A 14,860-nucleotide genomic window follows, 5' to 3' on the forward strand; every position below is an offset into this window, starting at 1 on the left:
TTCGGCCTGTTGCTCACTCGTTGCTCAGTTTTGAGAGTTCAACTCTCAAACTCATCTGTATGAAATTCATCCGCTCAAGCGAAATGGACCGAATTTCACACAGGGGCTGTTGTTTCACAACAGCATTGCACCTTGAAAACTGGATACCGAAACGAAACATTGCGTTTTAGAACATCTTTTAGCTGAACTTGTGTAAGCAAGTGAAAGTTATTAGCGGTTTGATCTTTTGCCTGTGGCAAAAATCATGGTTAAGCTAATAAGAGCACACGGAGGATGCCTAGGCGCCAGGAGCCGACGAAGGACGTGGCGAACGACGAAATGCCTCGGGGAGCTGTAAGCAAGCTTCGATCCGGGGATGTCCGAATGGGGAAACCCGGCTACTGTAACAGGTAGTCACTCTTTGGTGAATACATAGCCAAAGGAGAGGCAGACCAGGGGAACTGAAACATCTAAGTACCCTGAGGAAGAGAAAACAATAGTGATTCCGTCAGTAGCGGCGAGCGAACGCGGATTAGCCCAAACCAGGAAGCTTGCTTCCTGGGGTTGTGGGACGTCTCACACGGAGTTACAAAGGTGTACCCTAGATGAAGAGGTCTGGAAAGGCCCGCGATAGAGGTAAAAGCCCTGTAATCGAAATGGTGCACCCTCCGAGACGGATCCCGAGTAGTGCGGGGCACGTGAAACCCCGTATGAATCCGGCAGGACCATCTGCCAAGGCTAAATACTCCCTGGCGACCGATAGTGAAGCAGTACCGTGAGGGAAAGGTGAAAAGCACCCCGGAAGGGGAGTGAAATAGAACCTGAAACCGTGTGCTTACAAGAAGTCAGAGCCCGATCTATGGGTGATGGCGTGCCTTTTGTAGAATGAACCGGCGAGTTACGTTCCCGTGCAAGGTTAAGGTGAAGAGCCGGAGCCGCAGCGAAAGCGAGTCTGAATAGGGCGACTATAGTACGTGGACGTAGACCCGAAACCGGGTGATCTACCCCTGTCCAGGGTGAAGGTGCGGTAACACGCACTGGAGGCCCGAACCCACGCACGTTGAAAAGTGCGGGGATGAGGTGGGGGTAGCGGAGAAATTCCAATCGAACCCGGAGATAGCTGGTTCTCCCCGAAATAGCTTTAGGGCTAGCCTCGGAAAAGAGAGTCGTGGAGGTAGAGCACTGATTGGGTGCGGGGCCCGCAAGGGTTACCAAGCTCAGTCAAACTCCGAATGCCATAGACTTAGTTCCGGGAGTCAGACAGTGAGTGCTAAGATCCATTGTCAAAAGGGAAACAGCCCAGACCATCAGCTAAGGTCCCCAAGTGTGTGTTAAGTGGGAAAGGATGTGGAGTTGCACAGACAACCAGGATGTTGGCTTAGAAGCAGCCACCATTGAAAGAGTGCGTAATAGCTCACTGGTCGAGTGACTCTGCGCCGAAAATGTAACGGGGCTAAACACACCACCGAAGCTATGGCTTGATGCTTGCATCAGGGGTAGGGGAGCGTTGTATGCAGGTTGAAGGTGTACCGTAAGGAGCGCTGGACAGCATACAAGTGAGAATGCCGGTATGAGTAACGAAAAGATCAGTGAGAATCTGATCCGCCGAAAGCCTAAGGGTTCCTGAGGAAGGCTCGTCCGCTCAGGGTAAGTCGGGACCTAAGGCGAGGCCGAAAGGCGTAGTCGAAGGACAACAGGTCGAAATTCCTGTACCACCGTAAACCGTTATGAACGATGGGGGGACGCAGGAGGGTAGTGACGCGGACTGATGGATGTCCGTCCAAGCAGTGAGGCTGATGTGTAGGCAAATCCGCATATCGTAAGGCTGGGCTGTGATGGGGAGTGAAAATTACAGTAGCGAAGGTCATGATCTCACACTGCCAAGAAAAGCCTCTAGTCAGGTGAAGGTGCCCGTACCGCAAACCGACACAGGTAGGCGAGAAGAGAATTCTAAGGCGCGCGGAAGAACTCGTTAAGGAACTCGGCAAAATGACCCCGTAACTTCGGGAGAAGGGGTGCCTCGGTAGGGTGAATAGCCCGAGGGGGCCGCAGTGAAAAGGCCCAAGCGACTGTTTAGCAAAAACACAGGTCTGTGCGAAGCCGCAAGGCGAAGTATACGGGCTGACGCCTGCCCGGTGCTGGAAGGTTAAGGGGAGTGGTTAGCCGCAAGGCGAAGCTATGAACCGAAGCCCCAGTAAACGGCGGCCGTAACTATAACGGTCCTAAGGTAGCGAAATTCCTTGTCAGGTAAATTCTGACCCGCACGAATGGCGTAACGACTTGGGCGCTGTCTCAACGAGAGATCCGGTGAAATTTTAATACCTGTGAAGATGCAGGTTACCCGCGACAAGACGGAAAGACCCCATGGAGCTTTACTGCAGCTTGATATTGAATTTGGGTACGATCTGTACAGGATAGGTGGGAGCCGTTGAAGCAGGAGCGCAAGCTTCTGTGGAGGCGTCCTTGGGATACCACCCTGATCGTATCTAGGTTCTAACCTGGTACCGTAATCCGGTGCGGGGACAGTGTCAGGTGGGCAGTTTGACTGGGGCGGTCGCCTCCTAAAGAGTAACGGAGGCGCCCCAAGGTTCCCTCAGAATGGTTGGAAATCATTCGAAGAGTGCAAAGGCAGAAGGGAGCTTGACTGCGAGACCTACAAGTCGAGCAGGGACGAAAGTCGGGCTTAGTGATCCGGTGGTACCGCATGGAAGGGCCATCGCTCAACGGATAAAAGCTACCCTGGGGATAACAGGCTTATCTCCCCCAAGAGTCCACATCGACGGGGAGGTTTGGCACCTCGATGTCGGCTCATCGCATCCTGGGGCTGAAGTAGGTCCCAAGGGTTGGGCTGTTCGCCCATTAAAGCGGTACGCGAGCTGGGTTCAGAACGTCGTGAGACAGTTCGGTCCCTATCTGTCGTGGGCGTAGGAAATTTGAGAGGAGCTGTCCTTAGTACGAGAGGACCGGGATGGACGTACCGCTGGTGTACCAGTTGTTCCGCCAGGAGCACCGCTGGGTAGCTATGTACGGACGGGATAAGCGCTGAAAGCATCTAAGCGTGAAGCCCCCTCAAGATGAGATTTCCCAGTATGTAAGACCCCTTGAAGACGACGAGGTAGATAGGCTGGGGGTGGAAGTGCAGTAATGCATGGAGCTGACCAGTACTAATCGGTCGAGGGCTTATCCTAAAGTAGAATGCAATGATTCGTTTCGGTTCCAGTTTTCAGGGTGTAATTCATGTGGATAACGTTTCAAGTAGACGTGATCTTACGTGAAGTACAGGCTACATTTGGCGATGCAGTAACCTGAAAGAATACTGTGAAGGAATACGCATAAAAGTGCAGTACTCCAAAGCAGGCATAAGCATTTGTGAATCAAATGCCCGTTTGGTGGCGATAGCGGAGGGGTTCCACACGTACCCATCCCGAACACGACCGTTAAGCCCTCCAGCGCCGATGGTACTTGGACCGAAGGGTCCTGGGAGAGTAGGACGCCGCCAAGCACAAAAACCACTACCGATTTTCGGTGGTGGTTTTTTATTATGGCTTTAGCCAGTTGAGTGCGTGAAGCGCGCGAAACAAAAAACCACCCGCTATGCGGGTGGAGGGATTGAGGGTTTGACCACCATGACCATTCCAATAAAATTGAGATGTTCAGGCTCAAAAGAGAGGAATGGTCATCAATGGCAACCAAGAGCTACAGCCTAGCTCACACAAAGTGGATGTGCAAATACCATATTGTGTTCACCCCGAAGTATAGACGGAAAGAAATCTATAATCAAGTGAGAAGAGATTTAATCGAAATCTTCAAACGTTTGTGTAAGTACAAAGGAGTAGAGATTATAGAGGGTCACATGATGCCCGATCATGTCCACATGTTGGTAGCGATTCCGCCGAAAATTGCAGTCTCAACGTTCATGGGATATCTAAAGGGAAAAAGTTCGCTCATGATATTTGAAAAACATGCCCAGTTGAAGTATAAGTACGGAAATCGAAAATTTTGGGCCGAGGGGTACTATGTGAGTACAGTGGGCCTAAATGAAGCAACCGTAAGAAAGTATATTCGTGAGCAAGAAGCACATGATCAAGCGGTAGATAAGCTGAGTGTAAAAGAATACGAAGATCCATTTGGCAGTAATAGGAGCAAAAAGAAATAAAACCAGTTTAACTGGTAAGTGAAAGTGACAAATAACACTGAGCCTGAACAGATTTGCTGTCAGGCTAGCGTCTTTAGGCGCAGTTTGGCAACAGGGGGTTATACCCCAAGAGCAAACCACCCGTTGGACGGGTGGTCATGATTTTATGTTTTGCTTTTATTGTATTTTTTGCATGATAGAATATACACTGCAGCGACGCTCACGGTCCTCATGACTCGAATTGAGCAGTCGCTGCTTTTACAATGGACTCAGGATTTCATTAAGGCTTACTTATGTTCCAATACTCCTGCTGCTATTAACAGTCTAGGCACTAAGGTGCAATAAATCGACGATCCGCGAACGTCTGGGCATTACGAAGACTAGTCCATATTTCATCTCCGGCAGCTCCAGTATACCAGTAAGCAAATCCCCGAATGCCTGCTTCTGTGCCTAGCATATACTTCAAGCTCAATGATCGGCTTTCTTCCAGCCACAGCTTATGCTTCTGTGTCTTTACCATATAATCGCCCTGATACTGACCCAGAGCTTCATTCCAGTAGAGACGTCCTGTCATTAGTGGCAGGCGAAGTGTCTGCTCATTAAGGGTAATGTCTGTAACGAAGGCAGTAGCTTGTGCAGGGGTTACCGCCCAGTCCCTTGTGTACAAAGGCAGGCCCAGAATGATTTGGTCTGTAGGAACTGATGCAAGCAATCTCTCTAGCCCTTGACGAAGCCAAGGTAGTGATGAGACGGAGCCTGGATCGGCTCGTCCAGCCCAATGCTCATCATATCCCATTAAAATGATGTAGTCCGTACTACTTCCCAGCGCTCTATAATCAAATGCAGCGGTCCATTCACTTCCCAGGTCAGGGGATACACATATGGCGAGGATTGCTCCTCGCTCGTGGAGTTGAGCAGATAGGTTGCGAACAAATGCTGTTAGCTGCTGGCGATCCTCGGCATTCACATTTTCAAAATCCATAACGATCCCGTCTAATCCGTAAGCATCGGCAGCGTCAGTAATCTGCTGAATCAGTGCTCCTACCTGGGAAGGACTATTTAATAGATCATGTGTGAGTGAAGCATCTGAATGATTACCGAGCATAGGCCAGAGCTGCTTATTGTGTTGGCTGGCCCAAGCAACCAAGTTAAGATCAGCGTGATTCGCTAATTGCCCGTTCTTCTCTGTGTAGAACCAGCGTGGGGATAATGTATTAATATTAGAGTTCATAACCGAGTGCTCATAAGCCTCCGTACTTTGGTTATACTGCCACCCTAGCTGAATAGGACTCGCACTATTACTCACGGAAGTCGAATTGCTTGAGACAGTGGACAGGACTCTCTCCAACAGCACTGCTGCTTCTTGACGTGTAAGGACAGCTTGTGGATAAAAATAACCATTGTGACCTGTCATCCATTGACGACTGCTGACGCTGCAGACGGCGTCCTGAGCCCATTTACTTATGTTCGTACCATCATGGTAATGAGGACAAATGTTAACGATGGTAGGCCCAACCGTGGAGGCTGGAAGCAGCCTGTTTAAGATGACAGCGGCCTCTTGCCGATGTATAGCCTGTTGCGGGTAAAAGAAGGATGCACTGGCACCTTGAACAATCCCCAATTGTGCCGCCGCCTGTATTTGTGGATAGTACCAGGCACCTTGCTTAACGTCACGATAGATGGGAACTGAAGCATGGACTCCTTGTAGCTGGAGGATCCGATTGATGATTGTCGTCCACTCCGCTCGTGTAACTGGGGCGTATGGTGAGAAGTGCTTGGTGTCGGTACCAGCCAGATAACCTTTTCTGTACATATTAATAATAGATTCTTTGGCATAGCTGGTGGAGATATCCTCAAAGGGCATGGTAATGATTGCTGCCTTGTTTGAGTTATTAGAGCTGATATATTGTGCCATGACCGGGCTTGATTCCCCAGGAGCCAGAGGCATAAGCAGCAGTGTACTTAACAGAAGCTTGCGGACCAAGCCGTTTCTAGTAATATATGATTTCATGATATTCCCTTCTTAATATATTCTTCGGACCATCGTAACAAAAAAGAATGAAGCAGGCATTGCTCAATTGCTGGAAACCTTTAATAGGAAGGTAGCTTTAGATAAGCAATTACTAATTAGTAATTAGTAGTTAGTAGTTAGTAAGGCAGCGAGGCCCGAGAGAGTTCCCCAAGAACGACCGTAGACAAAAAAATACCCCGTAGTGACGGGGTATTGGTAAATCCAATGTTCTGTTTACAAAAGATTTTTACAAAATAATATCAGCTGGTTCAGATTTGCTTGGCATAGAAGATACCGATGGTCTGAGGACCACAGTGACTAGATATAATACAGCCTGCTCTGGACATAGCCACCTCACGAGCTCCCGTCTGTTCCTTGAGAATCTGCTGAAGCCGGAGAGCGTCTTCTTCTGCCAGGGCATGTACGACAATGATTAAGTCATTATCCATGCGATCTTTTTGCGATAGCGCATTGTTAAGCATCTGGTCAATGGCCTTCTCACGCTTGCCACGTACCTTGTAGGCCGGTGTCATTTTACCATCAATGACCTTGATGACAGGTCTGATCTTGAGCAGGCTACCGATCAGGTTCTGCATCCCGGAGCAACGCCCACCCTTGTACAAATACTCAAGCGTATCGATAACGAATTCAGCATCGACTTGTGGACGCACCAGTGTCAGAAGCTGAACAATTTCCTCCATGGTACGTCCTTCTTCGCGGGCCCGCGCTGCTTTCATCACTAGAAGCCCAATACCGCAGCATAGATTCAGGGAGTCAAAAACAGCGATACGTCCCTCTGCAAATTCGCCTGAGGCAATGACAGCATTTTGGTATGTAGATGAGAGCTCTGAAGACAGGCTGATATATAAGATGGACTGGCCCTGCTCTATGTATGGGGTGAAGGCCTCAATGAAATCTGCTGGTGAGGGGGCTGCAGTCTTGGGAAGCTTCCCCTCGGCAGATACTCTCGCAAAGAGTTCGTCTGGGGTAATCTCCACCCCATCCTTTAGTGATTCGTCCCCGAACACCGTATATAGCGGTACAATACTGATATCATACCGCTCGACCCATTCAAGTGGCAGGTCACTGGTGCTATCCACGAAAAGTTTTATAGTCGACATGAATTACAAATTCCTCCTTAACGATGTCGGTCCTTACCAGGAACGACTGGACATAGCTGAATACATCTCCGTGCTGCCAGGTACCTGACTAAGACCAAACGTAATCAGTCCAACCAGCACAATTAAGATCAATACATTCAGAATCGTACCGAGAATGGCAAATATCTTCTTACGCTTTTTCAGGACAAGTCCAACAATACCAAGGATGACTCCGACCACATTCAGAATAATGCAGGCAAAAAAGAGTAGCACAAAGCCAAGAATCCCTGTCTGTACAAGACTTTCTTCTGTGATTGTACCATGCTGGAACAGATTGACGATATACATTGAGATTCCGATAAAGGAAGCGACAAACCCTGCAATCGTTAGGATCGCAATAATAAATGAAGCTATGCCAGGTCCGGAATGCTTGATTCGTCCCTGCTTGCTATAATTATCATAGGCAGGGGAGTCCGAGCTAGAATGGTATTGTTGTGATGGCTCAATGGAATGCTGATCCATAGATTGATCCTCTCCTTCTAAGCTGATACAGCCACATTTTATTGTCTCCAATTATGAACGAAAATGCAAGAGATACACCTATCCTTACACGCTAAAATGCCTGGACGAATCAGCAGCAAGACATTATTTATAGTACAATAGGAGCTACAGCAACAGGTGAATATGCAATAACATTACAATGTGATATGAGGAGATTATACGAGATGCAGCGTAGATGGCTTATGATTGGTGCTTTATTGATGATGCTGGGTGTCGGGTTAGGTGCCTTTGGCGCGCATGCGCTTAAGCCCCTTATAGGAGTAGATGCATTGTCTACCTATGAGACAGGTGTCAAATATCATCTGATTCATGCAGTTGGCTTGCTTGTTGTAGCTGTGATAATGGGACAGTGGGGTGAGTCCGGGCTGTTGAAATGGTCGGCTCGATTGCTATTTACAGGTATCGTCCTGTTCTCAGGGAGCTTGTATCTCTTAAGCATTACTGGTGCTCGTGTGTTTGGTCCCATTACCCCATTCGGTGGGGTATGCTTTGTAACGGGCTGGTTCCTGTTGTTCTGGGCGGCTCTGAAAAAACAACAGGGCTAGAAGGACAGCATCAATCTAGTCTTAGTTGAACACAAGGAAAACAAATGGAAACAAAGCTGGAATAGGAAGTTCGGATAGAGGATGCAGAGCATTTAGCTGTAGAGAATTAAGTTACAGAGAAATAATTGCGGAGTAATAAAAAGCCTTACTGACATATGGGGATTGCGGAAATCGCCCGTGTGTCAGAAGGCTTTTTTGTTGATACGTAGCAAGGCAAACGCGACAAGGTTCAGATCAGCTTAAGTGCCGATGATTTCATCAATTTCGTTAAGCTTGAAGGAATAGACCTGCTTCTCGTCAACATGGTATACGCTGACCAAGCTCTGTTCCTTGTCCAGATTAAGAATTCGACATGGGATACTACGCTGGCCACCGTATCGGTTCACAACGAGTCGAACCAACGAGTTCTTCTGAATGTACGAGTGGATCATTTCATGCATGAAGGACTGATGACTTTGAGCCGATTGGGCAGGTTTGTCATCGGTATTGTTTTTGATGGTGGCATCGGACTTTTGCGGTTTCTTTTGACCACGAACCAAGGTTGGTGAAGTTGACTTTTTCTCTGAAAGGGACTTTTTCTTAAGGTACAAAGCTGCTTCAATCAGATTACCAAGCTCGATCCCGGAGTGAACGCGGAAATCAGCGACTTGATTATTGGTGTTGAATATTTCCAGAAGGGACTGAAAAGCGACAGCATTCGACTTACCCTGAATTAACACATCTACATTAAACAAAAAACTTGATTGATCATTACCAGCTTGATCATTAGGTGGTACGTTACTCATAATTCCTCCAGCCCCTGATTCCATTTAAAATCTACTGAATCCCAATATAACACTAATCGTTCAATCAGAACAGACCATTAATATTAAAATTTGTATCAAATTCGGGAGATCGCTTGCCCAATGTCCACACCTCGCTTATCGTGATGCATACACTGATTCAGATGGCAGATCGAAGGAGGTGTTCAGAGCAGTATGATTCGTATGGAACCAATACAGATAGGTGAACACACGCTCATCGGCGTCGAGGTCAAGCTCCCAAAAACTACACTGCTAACGATCTCTACTTCCCGCGGATATATTATGTGCGGTGCTCTTGATGTTGGACTGCTAAATGAGCGATTGGCTAACCGACAGATTATTGCGGGCAGAGCCGTTGGAGTGCGCACACTCCAGGAACTACTTGATGCTCCGCTCGAATCCGTTACCTTGGAAGCTGAAAAAATAGGCGTACAAGTAGGAATGAGAGGTTACGAGGCTATTGTAAAAATGGTATGAGTCTATACTCGTCTCAACTTCTCGGCGCAATTGTCATGCAAGCTCATGGACTAGGACGATCATAAAAGCGCGAGCTACACTTCAGGCTGGCTCGCGCTTCTTGCTTGACATATAATTTTACAGCAGGATTGTAATCCCTAATCTTGAAATAGCTTGGCAAGATTCTCCTTGAAAGGAGCTCTGACAATTCCCTTCTCGGTAATAATCGCTGTTACATACTCGTGAGGGGTGATGTCGAAGGCCGGATTATAGACTTTGACCCCCGCAGGGGCTGTATTTTTGCCGAAACCTGCTGTGACCTCCTCAGCCGATCTCTCTTCAATTGGAATATCCGCTCCAGTAGCTGTGTTAAGATCAATGGTGGAGAGCGGAGAGGCGACATAGAAAGGAATTCCGTGAGCTTTGGCGAGTACCGCAACGCTATAGGTGCCAATTTTGTTGGCCACATCTCCGTTAGCTGCTACACGGTCTGTACCCACGATTACCGCCTGAATCCAACCTTTAGACATAACCATGCCTGCCATATTGTCGCATAGAAGCGTAACATCAATACCAGCCTGCTGCAGCTCGAAGGCAGTCAGACGAGCCCCCTGAAGTACTGGGCGTGTCTCATCAGCGAATACCTTAAGGTGAATCCCTTGCTCATGTGCCAAATACATGGGAGCGAGGGCGGTACCATATTTGGCCGTTGCTAGTCCACCCGCATTACAATGCGTAAGTACCCCCATGCCGTCCTCGAATAGTGGCAATGCATGCTCACCAATGCTGCGACATACCTGCTCGTCCTCTTGTTGAATGAGGATGGCTTCTTGCTCTAGCCCATTATTCCAGCTATGAACATCACCACTCACGATCAGTTCGCGTGCACGTTGCTTCATGCGGTCGAGTGCCCAGAATAAATTGACTGCAGTAGGTCTGGACGTCGCCAGATAGCTACTGACCGTCTCGACCTGCTGGAGCCATCCAGCTGCATCCGCAGCGTCAGTCTTGCGAGCGCCAAGCACTACTCCGTACGCAGCAGCCATTCCGATGGCTGGAGCGCCTCTGACCTTCATGGCATGGATTCCCTCCCACACCTCCTCAGGTGTGTAGAGGTCCAGCATGACAATGGATTCTGGTAGTAGACGCTGATCCAGCATGGAGAGGCGATTTCTTTTCCAGATCAAAGATACAGGTGCCTCAGTAGAAGATGGAGCAGTTATCGGTTCGGTCTGTTGCTTGCTAGGTTGTTCAGTAGATTCATACGATGTCATAAGGATTCTCCTTTATCGGCAGCAGCAGTCAATACAATATCCTTGAGCTCCTCAATGGATTGTACGCTACGGCTTCGTTTGACCAAGGCTTTTCCGATGGCGAGGGCCAAGCGCTCGGCGCGTTCTTTGAGCACAGGATCAGCGATAGTATCAATATCAGCTACATGGGACAGGCCCACGATACGACGAATCATTTTGCAGCCTGCAAAGCCGAACGAATCCTGCAGCAGTCGGGTGATATAAAAATCTTGATAACCTGGACTTGCGGCTAGTGGGTCCTTCAGAGCTTCGCTGCTCCATAGTTTACGGAATTCTTGTTCAAATTGTCCCCATACGTTCGTGGCGGTCTCCAGTAACCAGCGCTGCTGCTCCAGACGTGCGGAAGTATCCGCAATCCAGCCAATCTGTCCTGCCAGATTCAACAGAAGATTGGATATTACAGCTCCGACATCAAAGCCCATCGGTCCATAATAGGCAAATTCCGGGTCAATGACCTTGGTGGACTTGGCCGTCACGAAGATACTGCCTGTATGCAGATCACCATGGAGTAGTGATTCTGCATGGGTAAGGAACTTCTCTCTAAGGAGGGCAACCTCCAGGTGGAGCTGACCATCCATACGCAGCGCTTCCGCCTCATCTTCAATAGAAGGAGAGTAGCTGTTATTATCCGAAATTCTATAGGGGTCGTCAAAAATCAGATCCTCAGTAATCTTGCACTGATCGGGATTAATAAAGGAACCCACCTTGTTCTTCTTCTCAATTGGTCCTAGTGCCAGATCTGAATTCAGGAATAATGTTCTAGCCATGAACTGACCGATGTGTTCAGCAAACTCCGGGAATCTCTGGCCTTCAATCAAGGCCTTGCGCATAATGGTATATCCGCTCAGGTCCTCCATGATTGTCAAGGCAAGCTCATCGTTATAGTCATATACCTCGGGAACGAGTCCCGGACAGAGACGATGCTGCTCCTGCAGTGCCTGCCGCTCGATGCGTGCCCGGTCGAGCGATAGTGGCCATGATTCACCAACGACCTTCGCATAAGGAAGGGCCTGCTTGACAATAATACTTTTGCCTGAGGAAGCATCTTGTATATGGAACACCAGATTTAGGTTTCCGTCGCCGATCTCCTGGCAATTTAGCTCTGCGGAGCTAGAAAAAAAATCGGGAATGTCACGGACCAGCTCGATGACCTCAGCTGGAGTTAACGGATGATATTGGGACAAGGATGTGCACCTCCAATGGATCTAAAGCCAACTGCTTCACTTGGTTTAGAACAGTATACTCAAAAACATCTTAGATTTGTATCTTTTTTTGAATCGTGCACGTTTTTTGAAGATTACCACTTCAGCGACGTTTCAATTCATGAGAAGTTGGGTAAATGACTATTAGACGTCAGGCCGGTGATGAGCAGGTGCCAGCTGGCGTTTCCCTGTGTCATCACTTATCCACACATCGAAGGTGGCAAAGGATATAGCAATATAACTATATTTAAAAAGGAAGGGATACAACATGGCTAAAACTACTGGAAATCAAACTGGTGCAAAGGCACAATCCGTTGAACAACTTCTGAACCGTCAGGTTGCCAATCTGAATGTGCTGTATGTCAAATTGCATAATTATCACTGGTATGTGAAGGGCGCTAATTTCTTCACACTGCATGAAAAATTTGAAGAGCTGTATAACGAAGTAACTCTCAAAATGGACGAGGTAGCAGAGCGCCTGCTGACACTGAAGGGTTCACCGGCTGCTACTATGAAGGAATATTTGGAGTTGAGCTCCATCCATGAGGCCAATGGTAAAGAGGATGCCAACACGATGGTGCAAAATATCATCGAAGACTTTGCGACGCTGTGCGAAGAATTCCAGGAAGGAATTGAGCTTGCGGAGAAATCGGACGATCAGCCTACAGCCGATATGTTCACAGGCTTCAGAGCTGACCTTGAGAAGCATATGTGGATGCTTCGCTCATATCTCGGCTAATCAACTAGCTAGTACAAGTGTATCTTGTCGAGTCCGTGATAAAGCCGAACTGAATTCACTCCGTTGCCCCGTATGAAGGATGGTTGTTCCCTTGCTCCAAAAGAAGCTATAATGCGTGTATACGACAAAGGCTTCTGAAGGAGAGGATACGACTATGCCAGAGACGCCAATCATTGCCGGATTGAAGGAATGGGCTTCTGCCATTGCAGCATTAGAGAGCGGACGCCAAATCTTGGTTATGCGCAAGGGTGGGATTGTAGAAGAGACAAGACATTTTGAACTAAAAAGTCATGATTTCTTCTTATATCCGACTTACGAACATCAGCGGAGCGAGTTGGTGAAAGAGAATGATCGCCATTTTGTGGAGGAGTCTCTGCAAGGCTGGGATGCAGCTGATAGCTATGTAACGATCCGAACCTATGCCAAGCTGGTAGAGGATATTGAGATTGTGGATCAGCAGATGCTGGACAAGCTGAGGGACTACCATATGTGGACTGATGATTTTGCTGAAGCGCGGCTAAAGTGGAAGAGACAGCAGCCTTTGCATGTGCTTCTGCTCCAAGTCTTCAAGCTGGAACAACCGGTGGAATTGCCTATTTTGCCTGAGTATACAGGCTGTCGTTCTTGGCTGTCCATGGATACACGTCTGGTGACGAGCGAAATGACGCCGGTGCTGGACGCCCGGGAATTCGAGCGAAGAGTCAAGGAGATCAAGCAAGCGCTCAAGGCGTGATTAGCGGTGTGATGCAGTTAACAAGAGGAGCCAGACATCATCTTGGTGATGACGATGCGTTACTTAGCTTAGACTGAATGAGAATATCACTTAACAAAAATAGGCTTGACTGGCAATTGCGGTCAAGTCTATTTTCTCATTTTGAGTATTTTTTTATGGAGAAATCCTGAAGTAGCTAAGGCATCCAAGAGGAGGCCTGGTTGCATTTGCAAATACAAAATTATAAAATGACTTGAGAATCAATGAGAATCAGTTTAGAATGATTATAAATAAGTTAGTAACCATGAATTCAGGTCACATGCAGTGACGAAAGTCACAGCCTGTTTTCATTATACATGATTTTCGTTTGATCGGCAGCTCTAAATAAATGAAGTCACGGGGCTGTAATTTTGGGAAAATGCATGAAGATCATTTCGCAGATTATAAAGGTCTTGCAGAATGAGCACCATGCTTACACTACGTACATGGAGGGACATCACTTATATGGCTACAAATTTCGTGATTGAGGGACTTACAGCGACAATCGAAGGCAAGGAAATTCTGAAAGGGATCAACCTGGAAATGAAGGGTGGAGAAATCCATGCAGTCATGGGACCAAACGGTACTGGTAAAAGTACTTTGGCTTCCGCACTGATGGGACATCCGAAATATGAAGTAACTGGCGGGTCCGTTACTTTGAACGGAGAAGACGTACTGGACATGGAAGTGGATGAGCGCGCCCGTGCAGGTCTCTTCCTGGCCATGCAATATCCGAGTGAAATCTCCGGGGTAACCAACTCCGACTTCCTGCGCAGTGCCATCAACGCACGTATGGAGGAAGGCAAGGAAATCTCCCTCATCAAGTTCATCCGTCAAATGGAAGGTAAAATGAAAGAGCTGGAAATGAATCCAGAGTTCGCTCACCGTTATCTGAACGAGGGCTTCTCCGGTGGTGAGAAGAAGCGTAACGAGATTTTGCAAATGATGCTGCTGGACCCGAAAATTGTCGTTCTCGATGAGATCGATTCCGGACTTGACATCGATGCTCTGAGAATTGTGGCGAATGGTGTCAATGCAATGCGTAGTGAAGATCGTGGCTTCTTGATTATTACGCACTATCAACGTCTCCTGAACTATATCAAGCCTGATTTCGTCCATGTCATGATGCAGGGACGCATTGTGAAATCCGGTGGTCCTGAGCTGGCTGAGCGTCTGGAAGCAGAAGGCTACGAGTGGGTGAAGGAAGAACTCGGCATTGTGGATGAAACTGTGGGACAAGAGGCTTAAGATACAGAGCTAAAGGG

General features: G+C 47.9%; 12 protein-coding genes and 2 rRNA genes. 8 read left to right on the top strand and 6 right to left on the bottom strand.

Translation table 11 applies throughout. The annotated features are described in order from the left end of the window. Positions 1-246 precede the first annotated feature (246 nt). From MKX74_RS06965 to tnpA, 3 genes are all read left to right on the top strand, one after another. Positions 247-3,167: ribosomal RNA gene (locus tag MKX74_RS06965) — 23S ribosomal RNA — on the top strand. Positions 3,168-3,364: 197 nt separating this feature from the next. Beyond that, positions 3,365-3,481: ribosomal RNA gene (gene rrf, locus MKX74_RS06970) — 5S ribosomal RNA — on the top strand. 180 nt (positions 3,482-3,661) lie between these two features. Beyond that, on the top strand, positions 3,662-4,135 hold the full coding sequence (gene tnpA, locus MKX74_RS06975) for an IS200/IS605 family transposase (protein WP_341180529.1): 474 nt from the start codon (positions 3,662-3,664) through the stop codon (positions 4,133-4,135). 310 nt (positions 4,136-4,445) lie between these two features. On the opposite strand, the gene MKX74_RS06980 is transcribed toward tnpA, so the two are convergent. The 3 genes from MKX74_RS06980 to MKX74_RS06990 all read right to left on the bottom strand — a co-directional run bounded on the left by MKX74_RS06980 (position 4,446) and on the right by MKX74_RS06990 (position 7,747). After that, positions 4,446-6,125: an S-layer homology domain-containing protein gene (locus tag MKX74_RS06980; RefSeq protein WP_341177892.1), complete on the bottom strand. Its 1,680-nt coding sequence runs from the start codon at positions 6,123-6,125 to the stop codon at positions 4,446-4,448. 269 nt (positions 6,126-6,394) lie between these two features. Continuing rightward, on the bottom strand, positions 6,395-7,246 hold the full coding sequence (locus MKX74_RS06985; RefSeq protein WP_028592004.1) for a DegV family protein: 852 nt from the start codon (positions 7,244-7,246) through the stop codon (positions 6,395-6,397). A 33-nt stretch (positions 7,247-7,279) separates the two neighbouring features. Continuing rightward, positions 7,280-7,747 (bottom strand): hypothetical protein, encoded by a 468-nt coding sequence (locus MKX74_RS06990; protein ID WP_133570146.1) that lies wholly within the window; start codon positions 7,745-7,747, stop codon positions 7,280-7,282. A 203-nt stretch (positions 7,748-7,950) separates the two neighbouring features. On the opposite strand from MKX74_RS06990, the gene MKX74_RS06995 reads away from it, so the two are divergent. Further along, positions 7,951-8,331 (top strand): DUF423 domain-containing protein, encoded by a 381-nt coding sequence (locus MKX74_RS06995; protein ID WP_341177893.1) that lies wholly within the window; start codon positions 7,951-7,953, stop codon positions 8,329-8,331. 239 nt (positions 8,332-8,570) lie between these two features. Here MKX74_RS06995 and MKX74_RS07000 read toward each other — a convergent pair whose 3' ends face one another. After that, the gene (locus tag MKX74_RS07000) at positions 8,571-9,116 is read right to left on the bottom strand and encodes a hypothetical protein (RefSeq protein ID WP_018886114.1); all 546 of its coding nucleotides are present in this window, start codon (positions 9,114-9,116) and stop codon (positions 8,571-8,573) included. A gap of 192 nt (positions 9,117-9,308) precedes the next feature. Between MKX74_RS07000 and MKX74_RS07005 the strand changes: the two genes are divergently transcribed. Further along, positions 9,309-9,611, top strand: coding sequence for a YunC family protein (locus tag MKX74_RS07005; RefSeq protein WP_028592007.1), 303 nt, complete (start codon positions 9,309-9,311; stop codon positions 9,609-9,611). A gap of 137 nt (positions 9,612-9,748) precedes the next feature. Here MKX74_RS07005 and mtnA read toward each other — a convergent pair whose 3' ends face one another. Both mtnA and mtnK read right to left on the bottom strand, forming a co-directional pair. Beyond that, positions 9,749-10,864, bottom strand: a complete 1,116-nt coding sequence (gene mtnA / locus MKX74_RS07010) for an S-methyl-5-thioribose-1-phosphate isomerase (protein WP_341177894.1) — start codon at positions 10,862-10,864, stop codon at positions 9,749-9,751. Next, positions 10,861-12,087, bottom strand: coding sequence for an S-methyl-5-thioribose kinase (gene mtnK / locus MKX74_RS07015; RefSeq protein ID WP_341177895.1), 1,227 nt, complete (start codon positions 12,085-12,087; stop codon positions 10,861-10,863). Before mtnK ends, mtnA begins: the two co-directional genes overlap by 4 nt. A 286-nt stretch (positions 12,088-12,373) precedes the next feature. Between mtnK and MKX74_RS07020 the strand changes: the two genes are divergently transcribed. From MKX74_RS07020 to sufC, 3 genes are all read left to right on the top strand, one after another. Beyond that, positions 12,374-12,844 (top strand): Dps family protein, encoded by a 471-nt coding sequence (locus MKX74_RS07020; protein WP_028592010.1) that lies wholly within the window; start codon positions 12,374-12,376, stop codon positions 12,842-12,844. 115 nt (positions 12,845-12,959) lie between these two features. Then, positions 12,960-13,577: a DUF1802 family protein gene (locus MKX74_RS07025; RefSeq protein ID WP_341177896.1), complete on the top strand. Its 618-nt coding sequence runs from the start codon at positions 12,960-12,962 to the stop codon at positions 13,575-13,577. A 483-nt stretch (positions 13,578-14,060) separates the two neighbouring features. Continuing rightward, positions 14,061-14,843, top strand: coding sequence for a Fe-S cluster assembly ATPase SufC (gene sufC / locus MKX74_RS07030; RefSeq protein WP_018886108.1), 783 nt, complete (start codon positions 14,061-14,063; stop codon positions 14,841-14,843). Positions 14,844-14,860: the final 17 nt, after the last annotated feature.

This window comes from Paenibacillus sp. FSL K6-1230, assembly GCF_038002385.1.
GTDB lineage: Bacteria > Bacillota > Bacilli > Paenibacillales > Paenibacillaceae > Paenibacillus > Paenibacillus massiliensis.

Bases quoted from the DNA above. Each gene is read 5' to 3' on its own strand.
- tnpA (WP_341180529.1), top strand. From the start codon at position 3,662: ATGGCAACCAAGAGCTACAGCCTAGCTCACACAAAGTGGATGTGCAAA.
- MKX74_RS06980 (WP_341177892.1), bottom strand. From the start codon at position 6,125: ATGAAATCATATATTACTAGAAACGGCTTGGTCCGCAAGCTTCTGTTA.
- MKX74_RS06985 (WP_028592004.1), bottom strand. From the start codon at position 7,246: ATGTCGACTATAAAACTTTTCGTGGATAGCACCAGTGACCTGCCACTT.
- MKX74_RS06990 (WP_133570146.1), bottom strand. From the start codon at position 7,747: ATGGATCAGCATTCCATTGAGCCATCACAACAATACCATTCTAGCTCG.
- MKX74_RS06995 (WP_341177893.1), top strand. From the start codon at position 7,951: ATGCAGCGTAGATGGCTTATGATTGGTGCTTTATTGATGATGCTGGGT.
- MKX74_RS07000 (WP_018886114.1), bottom strand. From the start codon at position 9,116: ATGAGTAACGTACCACCTAATGATCAAGCTGGTAATGATCAATCAAGT.
- MKX74_RS07005 (WP_028592007.1), top strand. From the start codon at position 9,309: ATGATTCGTATGGAACCAATACAGATAGGTGAACACACGCTCATCGGC.
- mtnA (WP_341177894.1), bottom strand. From the start codon at position 10,864: ATGACATCGTATGAATCTACTGAACAACCTAGCAAGCAACAGACCGAA.
- MKX74_RS07020 (WP_028592010.1), top strand. From the start codon at position 12,374: ATGGCTAAAACTACTGGAAATCAAACTGGTGCAAAGGCACAATCCGTT.
- sufC (WP_018886108.1), top strand. From the start codon at position 14,061: ATGGCTACAAATTTCGTGATTGAGGGACTTACAGCGACAATCGAAGGC.